Source organism: Pseudomonas sp. 10B238 (genome assembly GCF_000970615.1).
GTDB lineage: Bacteria > Pseudomonadota > Gammaproteobacteria > Pseudomonadales > Pseudomonadaceae > Stutzerimonas.
The window spans coordinates 190216-208885 of the sequence record NZ_KQ033927.1 but is presented as its reverse complement, the minus strand read 5'-3'; the positions used below and the strand labels follow the sequence as shown (position 1 = coordinate 208885).

Annotated in this window: 18 protein-coding genes and 1 riboswitch; of the genes, 10 read left to right on the top strand and 8 right to left on the bottom strand. The window is 59.4% G+C overall.

The genetic code is table 11. The features are described from left to right. Nucleotides 1-66 precede the first annotated feature (66 nt). Entirely contained in the window at nt 67-399 is a 333-nt protein-coding gene (locus RT21_RS00920; protein ID WP_046161214.1) for a DUF5629 family protein, read from the top strand. Nucleotides 400-457: 58 nt separating this feature from the next. Here the strand turns inward: RT21_RS00920 and RT21_RS00915 are convergent, their stop codons facing one another. From RT21_RS00915 to RT21_RS00905, 3 genes are all read right to left on the bottom strand, one after another. Next, complete coding sequence (locus tag RT21_RS00915) at nt 458-1369, bottom strand: DMT family transporter (RefSeq protein WP_046161213.1); 912 nt, start codon at nt 1367-1369, stop codon at nt 458-460. Further along, nucleotides 1362-1877, bottom strand: coding sequence for a MarR family winged helix-turn-helix transcriptional regulator (locus tag RT21_RS00910; RefSeq protein ID WP_046161212.1), 516 nt, complete (start codon nt 1875-1877; stop codon nt 1362-1364). The genes RT21_RS00915 and RT21_RS00910 overlap by 8 nt, the downstream gene beginning before the upstream one ends. A gap of 154 nt (nt 1878-2031) precedes the next feature. Beyond that, nucleotides 2032-2334, bottom strand: coding sequence for a DUF1883 domain-containing protein (locus tag RT21_RS00905; protein WP_045427559.1), 303 nt, complete (start codon nt 2332-2334; stop codon nt 2032-2034). Between the two features lie 204 nt (nt 2335-2538). Between RT21_RS00905 and RT21_RS00900 the strand changes: the two genes are divergently transcribed. From RT21_RS00900 to RT21_RS00885, 4 genes are all read left to right on the top strand, one after another. After that, complete coding sequence (locus RT21_RS00900) at nt 2539-3687, top strand: MFS transporter (RefSeq protein ID WP_046161211.1); 1149 nt, start codon at nt 2539-2541, stop codon at nt 3685-3687. A gap of 86 nt (nt 3688-3773) precedes the next feature. Further along, nucleotides 3774-4829, top strand: coding sequence for an RNA methyltransferase (locus RT21_RS00895; protein ID WP_046161210.1), 1056 nt, complete (start codon nt 3774-3776; stop codon nt 4827-4829). Between the two features lie 70 nt (nt 4830-4899). Beyond that, nucleotides 4900-6243 carry a leucine-rich repeat-containing protein kinase family protein gene (locus tag RT21_RS00890; protein ID WP_046161209.1) on the top strand — a complete coding sequence of 448 codons (1344 nt, stop codon included), beginning with the start codon at nt 4900-4902 and terminating at the stop codon, nt 6241-6243. Nucleotides 6244-6290: 47 nt separating this feature from the next. Next, nucleotides 6291-6740, top strand: a complete 450-nt coding sequence (locus RT21_RS00885) for a hypothetical protein (protein ID WP_046161208.1) — start codon at nt 6291-6293, stop codon at nt 6738-6740. A gap of 39 nt (nt 6741-6779) precedes the next feature. Here RT21_RS00885 and RT21_RS00880 read toward each other — a convergent pair whose 3' ends face one another. The 3 genes from RT21_RS00880 to RT21_RS00870 are packed head-to-tail and all read right to left on the bottom strand — an operon-like array spanning nt 6780 to nt 11815. Next, entirely contained in the window at nt 6780-7079 is a 300-nt protein-coding gene (locus RT21_RS00880; RefSeq protein WP_046161207.1) for a DUF2149 domain-containing protein, read from the bottom strand. After that, nucleotides 7057-7533: a MotA/TolQ/ExbB proton channel family protein gene (locus tag RT21_RS00875; RefSeq protein ID WP_046161206.1), complete on the bottom strand. Its 477-nt coding sequence runs from the start codon at nt 7531-7533 to the stop codon at nt 7057-7059. The genes RT21_RS00880 and RT21_RS00875 overlap by 23 nt, the downstream gene beginning before the upstream one ends. 1 nt (nt 7534) lies before the next feature. Beyond that, entirely contained in the window at nt 7535-11815 is a 4281-nt protein-coding gene (locus tag RT21_RS00870) for a cobaltochelatase subunit CobN (RefSeq protein WP_052724705.1), read from the bottom strand. An 88-nt stretch (nt 11816-11903) separates the two neighbouring features. Further along, a riboswitch (cobalamin riboswitch) is annotated at nt 11904-12036 on the bottom strand. Nucleotides 12037-12195: 159 nt separating this feature from the next. Here RT21_RS00870 and RT21_RS00865 point away from each other — a divergent pair. From RT21_RS00865 to RT21_RS00855, 3 genes are all read left to right on the top strand, one after another. Then, entirely contained in the window at nt 12196-12414 is a 219-nt protein-coding gene (locus RT21_RS00865; RefSeq protein ID WP_046161204.1) for a DUF2970 domain-containing protein, read from the top strand. A 366-nt stretch (nt 12415-12780) separates the two neighbouring features. Continuing rightward, entirely contained in the window at nt 12781-14439 is a 1659-nt protein-coding gene (locus tag RT21_RS00860) for a nitrite/sulfite reductase (protein ID WP_046161203.1), read from the top strand. Then, nucleotides 14423-14917, top strand: coding sequence for a DUF934 domain-containing protein (locus RT21_RS00855; protein ID WP_045427578.1), 495 nt, complete (start codon nt 14423-14425; stop codon nt 14915-14917). Before RT21_RS00860 ends, RT21_RS00855 begins: the two co-directional genes overlap by 17 nt. Nucleotides 14918-15183: 266 nt before the next feature. On the opposite strand, the gene RT21_RS00850 is transcribed toward RT21_RS00855, so the two are convergent. Both RT21_RS00850 and sohB read right to left on the bottom strand, forming a co-directional pair. Further along, nucleotides 15184-16173, bottom strand: coding sequence for a YhdH/YhfP family quinone oxidoreductase (locus tag RT21_RS00850; RefSeq protein WP_046161202.1), 990 nt, complete (start codon nt 16171-16173; stop codon nt 15184-15186). Nucleotides 16174-16184: 11 nt separating this feature from the next. Next, nucleotides 16185-17210 carry a protease SohB gene (gene sohB / locus RT21_RS00845; RefSeq protein ID WP_046161201.1) on the bottom strand — a complete coding sequence of 342 codons (1026 nt, stop codon included), beginning with the start codon at nt 17208-17210 and terminating at the stop codon, nt 16185-16187. A gap of 180 nt (nt 17211-17390) precedes the next feature. Between sohB and RT21_RS00840 the strand changes: the two genes are divergently transcribed. Together RT21_RS00840 and RT21_RS00835 are read left to right on the top strand one after the other, a co-directional pair. Then, a complete protein-coding gene (locus RT21_RS00840; protein WP_046161200.1) occupies nt 17391-18104 on the top strand; it encodes a histidine phosphatase family protein in 714 nt (237 codons plus the stop codon). A 64-nt stretch (nt 18105-18168) separates the two neighbouring features. Then, nucleotides 18169-18483 carry an SCP2 sterol-binding domain-containing protein gene (locus RT21_RS00835; protein WP_045427587.1) on the top strand — a complete coding sequence of 105 codons (315 nt, stop codon included), beginning with the start codon at nt 18169-18171 and terminating at the stop codon, nt 18481-18483. The last annotated feature ends 187 nt before the right edge of the window (nt 18484-18670 follow it).

The window sequence follows — 18670 nt, the reverse complement described above, 5'->3', positions numbered from 1 at the left end:
GCTGGCCGCAGCATCTCTTTGAGGCGGCCTTGCGACTGAAATCAACAAACCCATGCGAAGCGCGCAATGTCTACCGAACCCCGTTACCTGCTCGATGAATTGGAAACCGCCGACATGCTCGAAGTCGACGGTCTGCACGCCTGGCAATTCACCCTTAACGATGCGCTACTGGACCGTGCCGACGCGGCCGCAGTCGCAAGTGAGCCCTTCGCCAGTGATGAAATCGTTGTTCAAATAGAGTCGATCGACGGCCGTGAGCGGCGCCAATGGTCGTTCAGCTATAACAGTGTGATGGAAGCAGTGTACTGCGAGGATGAGCAGTATTGGACCGTCGGGAGCGCACCGCAGAGCCGCCTTCGCTGTCTTGGCGCGGTAAGCGCAAGCGCTGACGACGAGTGAACCCCGAACCGTCTACTTCCTCGTGAATAGCCAAGGAATGAGTCGAAAGTGATGCTCGTCAGTCAGATGTCGTACCTCGCCTGAGCAGTAGTCCGATAGCGAGAATGACCAACAAGCTGCCCGGTAGCCACTGCCAACCCATTCGTTGCGGCTGCTCTACAAACAGCAGCATCATCGATACGAAGGGCACCAGATAGCTATAGGCGGTTACCGCACCCGGCGTCAGGACAGCGGTCGCGCGCTGCTGCAGAAAGAACGTCATGCCACTGGAAAAGACCCCAAGGTATGCCACCAGCGCGACGTCTTCGGTCGTCATATACGCGAGCGCGCTGGGCCGCTCCCAGATCAAGCCCAAGGCGCCGATCAGCAATGCGCCCATCAGCAGGCTCCAAAAGGTCCGCAGCACGGCCTGCGGCGCCAGCCAGCCGCGGTGCAATCCCCATTTGCTCAGCACTGGATACAGTGCGGACGCCACACAGCCGAAGAAAAACGCCAGCTCGCCGAAACCCAGCTGCAACCCCGAAAAGTGACCGCCGTTCTCGGCCCAGGCCAGACCCAATGCGCCAACGGCGCCCAACGCAAGGATCGCCAGCAATCGTCCGGCTGGTCGCTCCACGCCGAGCCCGCGCCCGATGCAATAGGCAAGCAGCGGCACGCTGACAAATAACGTCGCCATCGACAAAGCACTGATTCGATGAGCCGCCCAGAACATGGTGCCGAAGAACCCAGCCAAGCTCAGCCCCATTAACGCGTAGAGCAGCAGCCCACGCAGACTCGGCCATCGCTCGGGCTGTCGCCATAACAATGGGAACAGCGCCAAGGCGGCAATCATGAAGCGAATCGCCGTTAGTAACAGAGGCGGCAAACCTTCGGTCATGAGCCCCACTGCCGGAAAGGACAACCCGACAAAAAGCGCCCAGAGCAACATCCCAAGATGCGCGAGCGTGACTCTCCGCTTGGTCTCAGTCATCGCGGCCCTCCTCCAGCGCTAACAGCAGCGTGCGCAACCCGGCCGCCAGTGCCTGTTTTTGCTGGGCATCCAGCGGCGCCTGCATCTCGTGCAGGGTGGCGAGATATTCATCAAGGCACCCGAGCAGTACCTTCTGCCCTTCATCGCTCAGACGAATCAACAAGCTGCGGCGGTCTTCCGGATTCGGTACTCGCTGAATTAACCCGGCAGCTTCCAGGCGGTCTAGCCGATTGGTCATTGCCCCTGAGCTGAGTACCGCAGCGTGACGCAACGCGTTGGGCGTAAGCCCCTGCGGCTGGCCGCTGCGGTAGAGCGTGGCGAGCAGGTCGAACTCGCCATCGTGCAACCCATGTCGGCGGAACACCGAGGCCACGCTGCGATTGAGGTATTTGGAAAGGCGGTACAGGCGGGTGAATATCGCCATGGGCGATACATCTGCGCCGGGTTGCACGGCGCGCCATTGCGCGAGCACGCGATCCACATGGTCGCTGCGTTGCCTCTCTGACATAGATAGCTCCAGAACAAGAATCTTCACGTGAAGATAATCTGGCGTATCGAAAGAAGCAAGCTTCCGGAACACCGGGCACGGGCCCGATCGATGGATGGCCATCAATCGAGCCGCAACGGAGCGCTCAGCGCACTAAAGGGAGACTAGGAGGCTTTCAGCGGAGCTCGGAGGGTGAGTTGCGAACGATCTTGATCGAGTGGGTCAAGGCCGGCTTGCGCGTGACGCTGACGGCCCTGCGCGTCACCGTATCGATGGTGATGTTCCAGAAGCCGGTGTTGGGCACTTTTATCCGTGCCGGGAAATTGTCGAACGCACCGCCGTGATAGATGTGTCGCCCGCCATTCTTGAAACTACGAAAATTCTTGTCGTTCATCAGGCGGATGTTGCAAGGCTGCGAGCATTCAATAATCACGAAATCGTCTTCATTGAGGTGTTCGCGCTGGTGAATGAACTTCATGTACCGCTCCGGGGCCGCATGTTGGCAAAGGCGAAGATTACCATGAGCGTCCGGCCCGCTCGATGGTTTGAACGGGCAGATCCAACTAGCACTAGCTGCACTGCGGAAGGTTCGGCTGCCGTCGCAGTTCTTTGACACAATGCGCGCCGCAGCCGATCACGCGACGCATGAACGCGGCCCCCCGTTAGAGCAAGGACACCTGAGATGCCTGCGGCTACTATGCCCGTTAATGCAACCTCACCTATCGCGCGCCGCGCGACACGCATCGGCTTTTTCATGGCCGGATTCGGTCTGTCGATCTGGGCACCGCTGGTGCCGTACGTGCGCGAACGCATCGAGATGAGCGACGCAGTGTTCGGTACGTTGCTGCTGTGTATCGGTGTCGGTTCGCTGACCTGGATGCCACTGTCCGGACTGCTCGTAACACGACGCGGCATCCGTCCGGTGGTGCTATGCAGTGTCGTCCTGCTACTGTTCGCCCTGTTGGGCATGGCCTTCAGCCAATCGCTCGCGGTGCTGGCCCTCGCGCTTTTCTGTTTCGGCGGCAGCCTTGGCGTGATCGACGTAGTGCTCAACATCCAGGGCGTAGTGATCGAGCGAGACACGGGCAAGCGTCACATGTCGAACTTTCACGGCATGTTCAGCTTAGGTTCGATCAGCGGCGCGCTTTCACTTACCGGCGCGTTGACGCTTGGCCTCGCCCCTGCCACCGGCACCCTGCTGATGATCGTAGTCATCGCCCTCGCCAATCTCGCAGTGAGCCCTGGTTATCTGCGGGACAAGGCGCCAGCCGGCGGAGTCGCCTTCATCCGACCGACAGGCGCGGTGCTGCTGGTCGGCGCCATGACCTTCGTCGTCTATCTGGCCGAAGGCGCAGTGCTGGATTGGAGCGCGCTTTATCTGACTGAGCAGAAGGCACTGGAAACCGCCAAAGGAGGACTGGGATACGCCAGCTTCGCCCTGATGGTGACAGTTGGACGTTTCGCCGGCGCGCCGGTGGTCAACAGCCTGGGCACCGCCAGAGTGATCGGCCTGGGTGGATTGCTGGCTGCTTTCGGCATTGGCTTGACCATTCTCACCGAGCATTGGGGGCTTGCCCTGCTCGGTTATGGGCTCTGCGGGCTTGGCTGCGCCAACGTCTCGCCGGTATTGATTTCGTCGTTGAGCCGACAGAACGCCATGCCTGTCCATCAAGCCATTACCGCAGCGACCACCATCGGGTTTGCAGGGGTGCTCGCAGGCCCGGCGCTGATCGGTGTGATTGCTCACTACGCATCGCTGACGCTGGCCTTCGCCCTGCTCGCGGCGCTATTGATCATGCTAGCGCTTGGGAGCCATCGGTTCAGAGACTAACCGCTCTGCGATACATGAGGTCTGGCATCAGCACCGCGTAAAGGGCTACAGACCGGACAATGACGTTTGGCTAGAATGCGCGACCTATGCGTATCCAAGACATTCACCAGCAGCTCGCCTCGATCGGCGCCAAGCCCATCCACATTGGCCGGGTGACCCGTGCCTGGCTGAATGGCACACCGCTGGACACCGGCACGCGCCACCAGCGGACGGAAGACTTCCTCCCGTTGTCCGTACGCAACGGCCTGCATGAGGTCAGCCAGTCAATCGAAGGGCTGGCCCGCCTGAGTTCTGAGCATCCGGGCTCGGATGGTTCCGCACGGTTGCTGGTGGCGCTGGCTGACGGTCAGATGGTCGAGAGCGTACTGCTGCCCAGAGCCGGTCTCTGCGTATCGAGTCAGGTCGGGTGCGCCGTGGGCTGCGTCTTTTGCATGACTGGCAAGAGTGGCTTGTTGCGCCAATTGGGCAGCGCCGAGATCGTCGCCCAGGTCGCCCTCGCGCGACGTTTCCGCCCGGTCAAGAAAGTCGTCTTCATGGGCATGGGCGAGCCTGCTCACAACCTGGACAACGTGCTCGACGCCATCGACTTGCTGGGCACCGATGGAGGCATCGGGCACAAGAACCTGGTGTTCTCCACGGTTGGCGACCGGCGCGTATTCGAGCGCTTGCCGCTGCAGAAAGTGAAACCCGCTCTGGCCCTGTCTTTACACAGCACCGACGCCGCATTGCGCCGCGAGTTGCTGCCGCGGGCGCCTCAGTTCGATCCCGCCGAGCTTGTCGAGCTGGGCGAAGCCTATGCCCGCCTCGTCGACTATCCGATCCAGTATCAGTGGACGCTGCTCAAAGGCATCAATGACAGCCAGGATGAGATGGACGGGATCATCCGCTTGCTGCGCGGCAAGTTCGCGATCATGAACGTCATCCCCTACAACAGCCTCGATGACGACGAGTTTCAGCGGCCAGAGGCCGATCGCATCCATCAGATCATGCGCTATCTGCATGAAAACGGGGTGCTGACGAAGGTGCGCAACTCGGCGGGACAAGACATCGATGGCGGCTGCGGACAACTGCGCGCCCGTGCGGAGCGTGTGATCCGTGCACGCCAGCGTCCGGCTGAATCGCCCGTGCTAGACGCTAATTGAACGGGTTACAGCGTGCAGTGTCCTAGCGCATTGACCCAATTCCCGGCTCCGACCGGATGCGAGAGCACGCATGCACACCTTGGCACAACTTGAACGCGGCGACCTCGCCGGAACAACCCGCCTGGACCTGTCAGAACAGCTCGAGACTTTCCCTCGAGCCATATTCGACCTGGCTGATAGCCTGGAAATTCTCAACCTTTCAGGGAACCAGCTCAGCAGTTTGCCTGACGATTTGTCGCGCCTGCACAAGCTGCGCATCCTATTCTGCTCGGACAACCCGTTCACCGAGCTGCCCGCCTCTATCGGCCACTGCGCCAGTCTGGAGATGGTTGGGTTTAAAGCCAATCGCATCCGCCACGTGCCCGCTGAAGCGCTGCCGCCCAGGCTGCGCTGGCTGATCCTGACCGACAACCAGCTCGCAGCGGTGCCTGACGAAATTGGACGCTGCGAGCGCCTGCAGAAGCTGATGCTCGCCGGCAACCAGCTAGCCGCATTGCCCGAATCGCTTGCTCGCTGCCGCCAGTTGGAATTGCTGCGCATCGCCGCCAATCAGTTGCCAGCATTGCCGCAGTGGCTGTTGTCTATGCCGCGTCTCAGCTGGCTGGCGTTCGCCGGCAACCCGTTCAGCGATGCGCTGGAATCACAGACCTTGGCGCAGCATCCGCTGCCACCGGTCGACCGCCGGCAGATCATGTTCGGCGACGTGCTCGGCCAGGGCGCATCCGGCGTCGTTCATCGTGCTGACTGGCAAGCGCCCGGCCAGCCGAGCCGTGCCATGGCAGCCAAACTGTTCAAAGGCAGCCTGACCAGCGATGGGCTGCCTCACAGCGAGATGGCGGCCTGTATCGCCGCTGGCGAACATCCCAACCTGATCGGCATTGCTGGACCACTGGCCGAGCACACCGATGCGCTACCGGGCTTGCTGATGGAGCTCATCGATCCTTCTTACCGGGTACTCGCCGATCCGCCATCATTAGCCAGTTGCACCCGTGACTGTTACGCACCCGGGCAGCATTTCTCCGCCGAACAGCTGCTGCGGATCGCGACTGGTGCAGCTTCTGCAACCAGCCACCTCCACACGCGCGGCATCCTGCATGGCGACCTCTACGCACATAACCTGCTGGTCGATTCGCGCGGCCAAACACTGCTCAGCGATTTCGGTGCAGCCTCGTTCTTCGATCCGGAGACCACTGCGGGTCAGGCGCTACGGCGTATTGAAGCGCGTGCGTTCGGCTGTTTGCTCGAGGAATTACTGGACCGCTGCGATGCATACGGTCAGGACGAGCGCCTGACAACCCTTGCCACCCTGCAGCGTCAGTGCATGCAGGAAAACCCCAGCCACCGCCCCGATTTCGACCAGATGGTCGAGCAGTTGCAGCAAATAACAGCGCAACAGAGCGTTTCGGCCGGGTAGTTGCATAAGCCATCGTCCCTCTCGCTTCCCGACGGCAACCTGACGCTATGCTCGCTCCAGAATCAAAACCCGATGAAGCATCTGAACGCTACGCCAGCACCCAGGAAACCGTCACGCTCGACCAGGACCCGTTCGTGGTCGGACTCAAGCAACGGCTTCCTGAAGAGCTGCGCGAGACGTTCACACCGCAGCAGCTGGATGCTTTACGCAATGCCTTCGCCACCCGCTCGTGGGCCAGGCACAAGCTCGATCTGCGCGGTACCTTCAGCCTGTGGAGCAACCAGTACTATTTCGTGTTGGTTGGCGGGCGAAACAAACGCAGCCTGAGCCGAGCTCAACGGAGCTTGTCGCTGGCGGCCAAAGCCGGAGCAATCACTGCGTTTCTGTTCTTCTCGGTACTGGTCGGCCTGGTCGCGCTCTATCTGGTCAAGTCGGCGCTCGGAATCAATCTGCTGCCGAACTATTCGCTGGGGCTGTGGGACTGGTTCAAGGGATGACCGACAGCAGGCCTGCAGATGAAGAGTCTGCAACCTGCATCAATCGCCGATCAGGATCAGCTTGCCGGTGGCCGGATCACGGTAAACCTGGCCAACGCTCTCGAGCCCTTGCCCGCTGTCACCTTCAACGCTGTCAGGTAGCTTTGGAAGCTCCCGCCCGCGTTCGACGGCAACCGGCTGTTTCGCAGCATTCAACTGTTGGAGCAGGTCCGTCTGTGCGACAAGCGCAGCGATCAGCCCACAGGCGAATACCAGCACGACATCGACCATATTTGCCAGTGGCCCCAGCGGATCGTCGTCGCCAGAGGCGAACCGACTAGAGCGCCAGCGCCGACTCATCGTCGCGCTCCTTAATCGTCTGGGCTTCGAGTTCGTCCAGTAATTCGTCGTACCAACGCCGGCGCAAGCGGCCCAGTGCGAAACCGAGCACGCCGATCAGCAAACCAAGCACCGTCGTGTCGAAGGCTACGCGCATAGCCACGCTGAGGATCTGCACGTTGCCATCTCCCAGGGCCGCCAGGCCGGGGCCCAGCGGGATCAGCGTTCCCATCAGTCCGAGCATGGGGCCAATCCGCGCCACTAGATCGGCTCGATCGAGCCTTCGCCGTGCGCGCCGCTCGATTTCCGCCGCCGGCAGCTGGCGCCAGCGCCTCAGCCCACCCAGGCGCTCACCCATTGCGACACCGGCATCGCAAATGGCCAACGCCAAAAGCCCGAACAGGCCCCAGGTCACAGGCTGCAACAGCCAGCCCACCAGCAGATGCAGCCAACTGAACAATTGATTGTCGAACACGCTACGCAACTCCCCTCAGCCGAGGCCCACGACCACGCCAGATGCCAAGCCCTAATAGCAGCAGAACGATCAGCGCAGCCAGCCAAAGGTATCGGCTGGCGCTTTGATCACCTTGTGTTTCAGTTTGATCTGGCTCGGCTTGTGGCGTGTCCGCCGCCTCCGGCTGAATCTCGCTGATACTGCTCGGTGCGTTCGTTTGCGGCACCGCGCGCAGTGCCGAATCGAGCCGAGCCTGCAGTGCGTCGCGCAATGGGTCGGATAGCTTCGGCATCAGCCACTCGAACATCGGATGATCCGGCCGGGTGTGCCCACTTCCCGGCAAGCCGTGCTCAGCAACCAGAGCTGCGAACTGCTCGGCCAGCGCGTGCTGGGTCGCCTCGTCGGCTTTCCAGAAGCCCTTCTGAATCGCCACCAGCATGATTGCGAGCATGTTGCTTTTGACATGGACGTTGGCGCCTTTCTCGAGAAAGGCATCGACTCCAAGCGCGTGCTTGTCATCCAGATACACCGCCTTCACCTCTTCCCAGGCGCTGTCCTTGATGATGTCTGGATTGGTGACCTGCCAGCCCCAGAGGTACTCCAGGAACTCGCTGCCCATGGTCCGCGCTCCGGCGTAGTCATGCTGCATCAACGCCTTGATCCAGACCGGATTCAGGAATCGCCCGCGCAACTCAGCCAACAGCGCCTGCTGCAGTGGCTCAAGACGAACCTTCCGCGGATCGTTGTGCCAGCTGACGAAGTTCTCCGGCGCTTTTCCGCTCAGGTGCTCCACGGCCATGCTCAAGCCGCCGAGGTAGTCAAAGGCATCGTTGTTGTCCATCAATCCATACAGATTGCTCGAACGGCCGAGATAGGTGCGGGTGACGTGTTTCAGGCTGTCTTCGAACACCGCCTGCACGGGCTCGCCCTGGTGGTTCATGCCATACGCATGCCCCATGCGATTGACGTAGCTACGTGCAAGCTCACCGCGGTCCTGCCAGCTTCCGGATCGCTCGACAAGCGTATTGACCCCAGCACCGTAGGCGCCCGGTGCAACACCGAAGAGCCGCAACGCGGCGAGGCTACCGGCTTGCTCAGGCTCAGCGCCTGAGTCGAGTCGCTGCGCGGCGTCCCGCACCCAATTAGCCGCCACCAGATTCAACGTCAGACTTTCATCGCCGCCACTTGCGAGCGCACCGAGCGGTTGCAGTGCGGCATCCAGCGACGTACGCAGCGCAGGGTAATCACGGCGAATGGTTTCGCTGGCGCCGTCCAGCGCTAGCAGTACTCCGCGTTCGAGCAGTGCAAGCTGATCGGCATAAAGATCGCGAAACAAACCGGAGGTAGTGAACATCAGGTCGCGTCGCTCGCGCCCGGTTGAAGCAGGTATTCGCTTGATTCCTTCGACGATGCCCCGGCTGTTCCACACAGGTTCTACGCCAAGCAGATCCAGTCCGAAGGCGATCATGGCGCCTTCATCACGGACGGTATCGGATGCCCAGAGAATGACGGCCTCGCGTCCGCCCTGCTCCATTGGCCGCTGTCGCGCACGGTCGGCCAGCTCGCTGCCGATACTCCAGCCGATGCGACTCGGGATCAGGCTACTGTCGAGCGCATGGAAATTGCGCCCGGTCGGTAACGCCTCCGGCGTACGGATCGGATCGTTGCCTTTGCCTGGCTCGACGAATCGGCCGTTGAGCGCGTCGACCAGCGCCTGCATTTCCGCATCCGGTGAATCAATCAGTGCCTGCCGGTAACGCGACTCCTCGGTATTCATGGACGCCAGCAAGGTGTCCACGGCTTCCGGCGCCCAGGGCTTGCCGAACACATGCAGGCCAAGCGGCATGAAGCGCTCCTGAATATTCGTCAGGTAATGCCCGACCTCGTGCACCAGCAGGTCATCATCCACCTGTTCGAAATCGATACCGCGCGCTGCCAGCGGCTCGGCCATGGACTCACGAAGCTCGGGTTCCAGCCCGGAACGAGTCACCAACCGCTTGATCTCGGCAATGGTGGCGCGCCGCGCCGGCCCTTCGCTGCTGCCAGTGCCCGTCTCGAAGCTCTCGATCAATTGGCGCAACTTGAGCAGATCGTCATAAAGCGGCGTAGCCACCAGCGGCGGAGTCAGGTGATCGATCATGACGGCCAGCCCACGACGCTTGGCCTGAATCCCTTCGCCAACCCCATCGACGATGTAGGGATAGATGCTCGGCAGGTCACCGACGATCTGCGTCGGGTAGTCTTCGGCACTGAGCCCTGCTCGACGACGCGGCAGAAACTCATAGGTGGAGTGACGACCCAGGTGGATCAGCGCATCAGCCCTGAACTCGTCACGCAACCAGTGATACAGGGCCAGGTACTGATGGGGTGGCGGGAACACCAGGTTGGCATGGAGCAGTTCCTCGTCGACTTCCCAGCCCCTGGGGGGCTGCGGCCCGATGAAGATGTTGCCAAACTGCACCCCCGGCAGCACCATCTGGCCGTCATGCACCATGACCTGACCCGGCGCCTCTCCCCACCCGCGCAACCCCTCAATGCCCGTCTCTGCCAGCGCCTGAATGAGGCTGTCAGCCTGGCCCCAATCAGCCAGCCCGGGCTGGCTCAGCGCCTGCTCATAAAAGGTTTCGAGCTGGGCTAACAGATCCAACGCGCGCTCGCGTGCCGGATGGTCGACACCGTCGAGCACATGGTGCAGCTCGCTGGAACCGTTTTTCAGAGTCAATCTGGCGATGTCCAGCTGTGAGGCTTGTAACGCGCGGCGCATTTGCGCATTCCAATATCCCAGCGGGCCTTGGACCATCTCCGCCTGCAATACCGACGGCAGCGAATGAAACCAGCGACGGTAATCATCGGTATCGACCGTAACGGCCTTGCGTGCCATCGCAGCCAGCGCATCGCCCTGTTCCGGCAGGTTGACGCCCTGCTCTTGCAGCAGCTCAAGTAGCTGCCCGGGCGAGCCTGGCAGGGTCCCAGTGTCGTAGCCTTCAGTTTTCAAGCGCTGAAGGATGGCGAACAGCGATTGCGGTACATCGAGGTTATCCGCGCCGATGTTGTGCCGCCCTGGTGGGTGGTTGTAGTAGACGATTGCCAAGCGTTTGTCCCCATTCGCCTTCGCCTGCAGCTGCTGCCAACGGGCCAGGCGAGCCGCCATGGCCTCGACACGAGAAGGTAACGGTTGACTGAAGCCAAAGCGAATCCCTGAATTTGGGTCGATCTGGGACGACTCCCAAGCCGCGAGCACCATCGGCTGACCGGTGCCCTGCAATTCGGGCATCGCCAGCTGGTAATGCACCTTGTCACGACCGAGCCCATCGCTGGAAAGCTGCCACGCGTTCTCGTCGCGGTCGTCCAGACGCAGCGCCTTGAATACAGGCACATCGAGCTGTTTGAGGAGTTCGGTTGCCTCCTCGCGCCCCTCACCGCCGCCGAGGACGAAATCCTGCAGCACAACTACCGCCGCCAGCGGTGGGTGCGCAGCATCGTTTAGCCAATGTAACGCCTGCAACGTGCCCTCACCCCAGCTGGCAATGAGGCTGACGCATGCGATGTCGCGTTGCTGCAGGGTCTGACACAACGCATCGTTGAGGTCGGCATCTCCGCGTCGATCAGCACGGCCATGGTCAATCACCGCAACCATTCGCTCGCCGCGCCAGGCGAGATCCTGAGCTTCCCTTACCGCGCCGTCCTGATAGAAACGCATCGCCGGCCGCGCCTGTGCAGGCTCGGCAGTGCCGCCTGGGTTGTCGCGGTCCGTCAGCCACACCAGCAACCGCGCAATATTATCGCTACCACCGGCCAGCCAATAACTGCGCGCTTCGATCCATTGGGCTTGAACCGGGTTGGCGGCCGCTAGCGACTGCACCCACGCATTCAGATCACCAGCGGGTTTTTCGGCCCCCAGGCTTACCGCCTGATCACGGTTGGCAAACACCATGCGGTCATTGGTGCGACTCATCGCCACCAACGCCTGATCGCTGTGCATGATGAAACGCTCGCCCATGCTGTGTCGCTCGATCAACGGTCGCAAACGCTCGACTTCCGCCCCGAATACACCCACCACGAGCAAGCGCCTTCCACTGGCAAGCCATTGGGCGATCGCAGCGTCGTCCAGCTCTGCCAGCTGCTCCGGAGTTCGGGCACTAACGGTACGCTCAGGGAATCGCTGCTTTAGCAAAGCGGCAGCTGAAGCGAACTCGGCAGCGCTGTATTGGGAAATGATCGCGTTGATCTGACTGGCACTGACCGGTGCCACTTGCGTCAGTAACAGAAGCGCTAGTGCCACGCAGCGAAAGGCGAAAGACATGCCCACTCCATCCGGGTGCAGTGGGCAACAGATAAGGCGCCTAGCCAAACCGGCACAGCGACAAAACTGAGGACGTCGCCCACCGCGACAGTTCCTGGGAAGTACGGGCTGGTATCGGGCTCAGTCGGATCGACTCTACCGTTGCGGGGGCAGCATCAGCTTGCACTGATTTCCCATTTAACCCGGACCATGATCCGGGCACCACGCACTTCAATTGTTCAACCGCTAGGCGGCCGAGGCGCGAACCTTACGCGCCGACTTAGGCAAGATCAAGCAACGACAAGCGTGACGACCCGTTGATGTCGCTAACCATCGGATTGATCTCTCCAGAAGCAGGATTGCTGACTAGACTTCAGGCATTCAGCCTCACGGAGACACTTATGGACGACGATATGCAACCCAAGTCGCTCACGCTACGGCAGATGCTTCAAAGCATGCTGGCCGGCGCTTTGGGCGTGCAGAGTGGAAAGAATCGAGTGCGGGATTTCAGCCACGGTAAACCCAGCCATTTCATTCTGCTCGGCGTCGGCTTCACCGTAGCGTTCGTCCTGGTAATTCTGGGGATCGTCAAGCTGGTGCTCTATCTAGTCGGCGTTTAACCCGGTTACGTAGAGGCCGCCAGGTTATTGGTGGCTAACCCAGAACACTGCTGTCGCCACTGCGAGCAGGATCAGAAAGAAGATCGCGGCGGCATCTGCGCGGCTGTCATTATCATGGCGTTTCAAATGCTCTGACACAGCGGTATACCTTGTCGTTGAGGATCGCATTGATTGCAGTTAAGACCATGCATACGGAGCGCTCAAGGCCAGCGATTGAAATGCCTGAAAAGCAGCGTTTCGTTCTAAACATATTCCCAAACATCACTTTTGCGCATAAACGCTAGCTGGTATCGTGCCGGCCTCCCATCAACGGGTGCGCGGCCGTGCGCGCAGAAGCTGTAGACAGCCTGAAAAAACAGGACATTTATGTACGTATACGACCAGTATGACCAACACATCATCGAGGATCGCGTGCGTCAGTTCCGTGACCAGATTCGCCGCTATCTTGCCGGTGAACTGACTGACGCAGAATTGTTGCCTCTTCGCCTGCAGAACGGTCTGTACATCCAGCGCTATGCGCCGATGCTGCGCATTGCTGTGCCTTATGGGCTGTTGTCGTCTACTCAGATCCGCAAGCTGGCCGACATCACCCGTCGGTACGATAAGGGCTATGCCCACATCAGTACCCGTACCAACGTGCAGCTGAACTGGCCAGAGCTGGAGGATGTCCCTGACATTCTCGCCGAACTGGCAACCGTGCAGATGCACGCCATCCAGACCAGCGGCAACTGCATCCGCAATACCACCACCGACCAGTTCGCCGGCGTGGCCAAAGACGAGCTAGTCGACCCCCGCCCCTGGTGCGAGATCATTCGTCAGTGGTCGACCTTCCATCCAGAGTTCGCATTCCTGCCACGCAAGTTCAAGATTGCGGTGAACGGCGCTGCGAGTGACCGTGCAGCCATCGAGGTCCATGACATCGGGCTCGAAGCGGTCAACAACGAGGCAGGCGAGCTGGGCTTCCGCGTATCCGTGGGTGGCGGTCTTGGCCGTACGCCGATCGTGGGCAGCTTTATCAATGAGTTCCTGCCATGGCAGCACCTGTTGACCTATCTCGATGCGATTCTGCGCGTGTATAACCGCTATGGTCGTCGTGATAACAAGTTCAAGGCGCGGATCAAGATTCTGGTCAAGGCCCTAACTCCGGATGTGTTTGCCGAGCGTGTAGAGGCCGAGTGGTCGTATTTGAAAGACGGCGCGAATACTTTGACCGAAGCCGAGGTCGAGCGGGTCAGCAAATTCTTCATCGACCCGGAGTACAAATCTCTAGAAGACCAGAGCGCTGTGCTCGCCCAGCTTGATGCCGAGCACCCAGGCTTCGCTCGCTGGCGTGAGCGCAACGTTATCGCTCACAAGAAACCCGGTTACGCAGCGGTCACGTTGTCACTGAAAAGCACCGGCGTAGCGCCAGGTGACGTGACAGACAAGCAGCTCGATACCATTGCCGATCTGGCGGACAGATACAGCTTTGGCGAAGTACGCAACTCCCACGAGCAGAACATGATCCTGGCCGATGTCGAGCAGTCACGTCTGTTCGAGCTGTGGCATGAGTTACGCGAACTAGGAGTCGCCACGCCAAACATCGGCTTGCTGACCGACATCATCTGCTGCCCAGGTGGCGACTTCTGCTCCCTGGCGAATGCCAAATCGATCCCGATCGCCGAAGCCATTCAACGCCGCTTCGATGACATGGATTACTTGTTCGACATCGGCGATATCGACCTGAACATTTCGGGTTGCATGAATGCCTGCGGTCACCACCATGTGGGACACATCGGCATCCTCGGCGTAGATAAGAAAGGCGCGGAGTTTTATCAGGTTTCGCTCGGCGGCAGCTCAGGGCGAAATGCGAGCCTCGGCCAGATCCTCGGTCCATCCTTTGCCCAGGATGTCATGCCCGACGTGATCGAAAAGGTCATCGGCGTCTACGTGGAGCAGCGTACAGAAGATGAACAGTTTCTCGATACTTACCGCCGAATCGGTATCGACCCCTTCAAGGAGCGCGTCTATGCAGCGAATCATTAAGGACGGCCAGGTCATCGACGAGACCTGGCACCTGCTGCCCAAGGATGTGACCCTTGATGGCTTGTCCAATTGCGACGATCTGATCGTGCCGTTCCAGCTATGGCTCGATCACGCCCACGCCCTGAAGGTTCGTGACGGCGGTCTCGGCATCTGGCTGGACTCCGACGAGGCCGTGGAAGAGATTGCCGATGATCTGGAACATTTTCAGGTCATCGCACTGAACTTCCCCGCGTTCACCGACGGCCGTCATTACTCGACTGCGCGACTGCTACGAGATCGCTACGGTTACAAAGGCGAAATCCGCGCCATCGGAGATGTGCTGCGTGATCAGCTGTTCTACATGCGCCGTTGCGGCTTCGATGCCTTTGCCGTGCGCCCTGATCGCGACCCTTATGATGCGCTGGAAGGTCTGAATGATTTCTCAGTCACTTACCAGGCCGCCGCAGACGAACCTCTTCCGCTGTTTCGCCGCAGATAAGGCAGACCCAACGATACGCTGTAAAAAACCCGCCTATTTGGCGGGTTTTTTCGTTACTGGTACATCCAAAAGTTCGGGTGCTCTACCCGCTCAATTGCGATCGTAGCGTTCTTACCGAAGGCTGCCTTTATTTTCTCTGCCAGTGTTTTCATGAGCGGCTCCTGCTGCGTTGAAGTAGCGTTAGCTTCTCTCAATCGATAACAGCGGAGAAATCGGTTTTTACTATGCTCAACAAGCAAAACGCTAATAGCGTCGCGTCTGCCCGCTCAGTCGAGTCGAACCAACATCCTTCCGGTTTGCTGGCCAGCCAAGGTACGCTCGATCGCCTCAGGCAACTGTTCCAGCGAAATCTCCTGCACCAGGTCGTCTAGGTTAGGCAGCTTCCACTGCACTGAAAGCTTGTCCCACATCGAAGCTTTGACGACCAGAGGGATCTCAACCGAATCGACGCCCAGTAGATTCACCCCACGCAAGATGAACGGCAGTACGTTAGCCTGAAAACTCGTTCCCGCGGTCAAGCCGCAACATGCCACGCTCGCACCGCGCTGCAGCGACTTCACCACGTTGAACAGAATATCGCCACCGACAGTATCGACCGCCCCCGCCCATTGCTCTTTGAGCAGGGGCTTCTCGGTGCCAGCCTGTAACGCGCTACGCTCAACGACTTGGGTCGCGCCAAGCTTGCGAAGGAAGTCGCCTTGTTCGGCCTTGCCCGTCACTGCAGCCACCTTGTATCCCAGGCGGGACAACAGGGCTATCGCAATGCTGCCGACGCCCCCGGTCGCGCCTGTTACCAGAATCGGCGCGTCCGTTGGCTCGAGACCTGCTTGCTCAAGTTTGTCTATGCACAGTGCAGCGGTCAGGCCAGCCGTGCCGAGCGCCATGGCCTCACGCAGCGAAAGCCCTACCGGGCGCTTAATGACCCACGCTGCCGGAACCCGGATGAACTGGCCGAAACCACCAGCGGTATTCATTCCAAGGTCATAACCGGTGACGATCACTTCATCACCTACGGAAAAGTCGGCCACACTTGACTCGGCAACTTTCCCTGCTGCATCGATACCGGGTGTGTGTGGAAAGTTGCGAGTGACGCCGCGATTGCCACTCGCCGATAAGGCATCCTTGTAGTTGAGCGACGAGTAGCTGACTCGAATCAGTACTTCGCCTGCTGGCAACTCGTCAGTGTCCCGTTCGATCAGGCTTGTTTCGAAACGACCACCGTTTTCATTGGTTTGCAGTGCTTTGAAGCGAGCCATTAGTAAACCCCTTATTGCCAGAAACGTTGCTCATTAAGACGCGTCCAGCCCTTCAACACACCGTGCTCAAGGACCGTGCTTGCAGCCATGCCGAATCGCTCGGGCAGACTTTTCTTCTCTGCGTAATGCAGCTGGAACAGATCAGCCTCACGGGCCCGGGAGGCCAGGTATTCATCGCTAGTCTGCAATTCATCAACCAGCTGCTTGCCGAGCGCCGCGATCCCGAGCCACACCTCGCCCGTAGAGACCTCATCAATGCTCAGCTGCTGGCGATACCGCGCGACAAAGTTCTTGAACAGTTCGTGGGTGGTTTCCAGATCGTCTTGAAATTTCTCCCGGCCCTTCTCAGTGTTTTCACCGAAGATGGTCAGGGTGCGCTTGTACTCACCGGCGGTCAGCACCTCGACATCGACGTCATGCTTTTTGAGCAGGCGATGCAGATTAGGCAGTTGCGCAACCACACCGATGGAACCGAGAATCGCAAATGGCGCGCTGAGGATCTTCTGACCGATGCAGGCCATCATGTAACCGCCACTCGCAGCAACCTTGTCGACACATACCGTTAGCGGCACGCCGGCATCGCGGATGCGCACCAGCTGTGAAGCAGCAAGCCCATAACCGTGGACCATACCACCACCGCTTTCGAGCCGTAGAACGACTTCATCCTTCGGTGTGGCCATGGTCAACAGAGCAGTGATCTCGTGACGGAGGCTCTCGACGGCCGATGCCTTGATGTCACCGTCGAAATCGAGCACAAACACTCGGGAACGGTCTTCTGGGTTTTTCTTGGCCAGCTTGGCTGCCTTCGTTTCTTGTTTGCGCAGGAGTTTCAGCTGATCCTTTTCAATCATTGATTGCTCGAGACGCTCGCGCATCGATTTGTAGAAATCGTTGAGCTTGTGTACTTCCAGATGGCCACCCGTTTGCTTGGACCGCCCACGACGTAGCGAAGCAAGCGCCATCAGCACTACCAAGACAGCGGCTACCAGCGTCACCGTCTTCGCCAGAAAGCTTGCATAGTCAGCAAGAAATTCCACAGACCCTCCTCAATTAACCACGGTCGCCAGCAGGAACCCAAGTTGGCGAAAATCGCTCAAGCATACCGATTACATTACCGGCTGAGCCAGCGGAACCAGATTCAAACGAACGTATGATTTATCGTTGACACTCCACTACGATGCCCCTACGCTCGCGAAAACTGGGTGCCGGAGCAACGCATGGGCAGTATCTACCTGATCAGACATGGCCAGGCGTCGTTTGGCGCAGAAAACTATGACGTGCTGTCTCCAGTCGGCTTCCAGCAATCGGCAGCCCTAGGGGATTATCTGGATCAAATGGGTATTCGCTTTGATCGCTGCGTAAGTGGGGAGTTGAATCGACAACAGGACACCGCCCGCGCAACGCTCCAGCGAATGACTCCTCCTCTCGAAAGCCCACTGCCGGCTATACAGATTGACGCTGCCTTCAATGAGTTTCGCGCCGACGAAGTGATTCGCGCACATATGGATGATCTCTTGGCCGTTGAGCCAGGGGCCATTCAGGTCTTTGGCAATGCAGCCAATCATCGTGCGGAGTTTCAGCGACTGTTCAAATATGTCATTCAGCGATGGGTTTCTGGCGATCACGAAAAGCAGGGGCTTGAAAGCTGGCAGAGTTTTGTAAACCGCGTTCAGGCTGGATTGAGTCGGTTGCTCGAACAGGCAAACAAAAAAGATCACATCGCCGTGTTCACGTCTGGCGGTACGATCACAGCGTTGCTGCAATTGATCGTCGGCGTACCCCCTATCAAGGCGTTCGAACTGAACTGGCAGATCGTCAATACGTCAATTAGCCGCCTGAAGTTTCGTGATCAGGACGTCGCCTTGGCATCATTCAATAGCCACGCACACCTAGAATTGCTGAAGAATCCGGAGCTCGTCACCTATCGATAAGCTCCAGCCGACCGCGGCCCCATAGCCGCACGTTTTTCCCCACGACAATAAAGGGTCATATCCGATGAGCAATGTCGACGAAACCATCCAGGGCATGAAGGCCAAATTCAACCCCAGCGCTGCGGCCGGCTTGGATCTGGTTTTTCAGTTCAATATCACCGATGCCGAAAACTACTACCTGGTCGTAAAAGACGGCACCTGTGACTTTCATAAGGGCGAATCGGCTGATGCCAACGTTACGCTGATCATGGATAGCGAAACCATGCAGGGCGTCATCAGTGGTGAAACCGACGGCATGCAGGCCTTCATGGCAGGCAAGCTGCGCGCCGAAGGCGACATGATGCTAGCGCTGAAGTTGAGCGAGCTGTTTCCGGCCTGATCTACCCTAACGTAAAAAGCCGAAGTCCCACGACTTCGGCTTTTTTATGCGCTTTTTTTAGGATTTTCCAAGCATCAGGCGCCTTGATTACGCGGCAACACCCCGGCCAATAACGGCCGACTTCCCTTGGTGATGCTCAATGCGGGCATTAGATTAGGGTCGTCGGATGGTCAATGGCGCAGCGGCT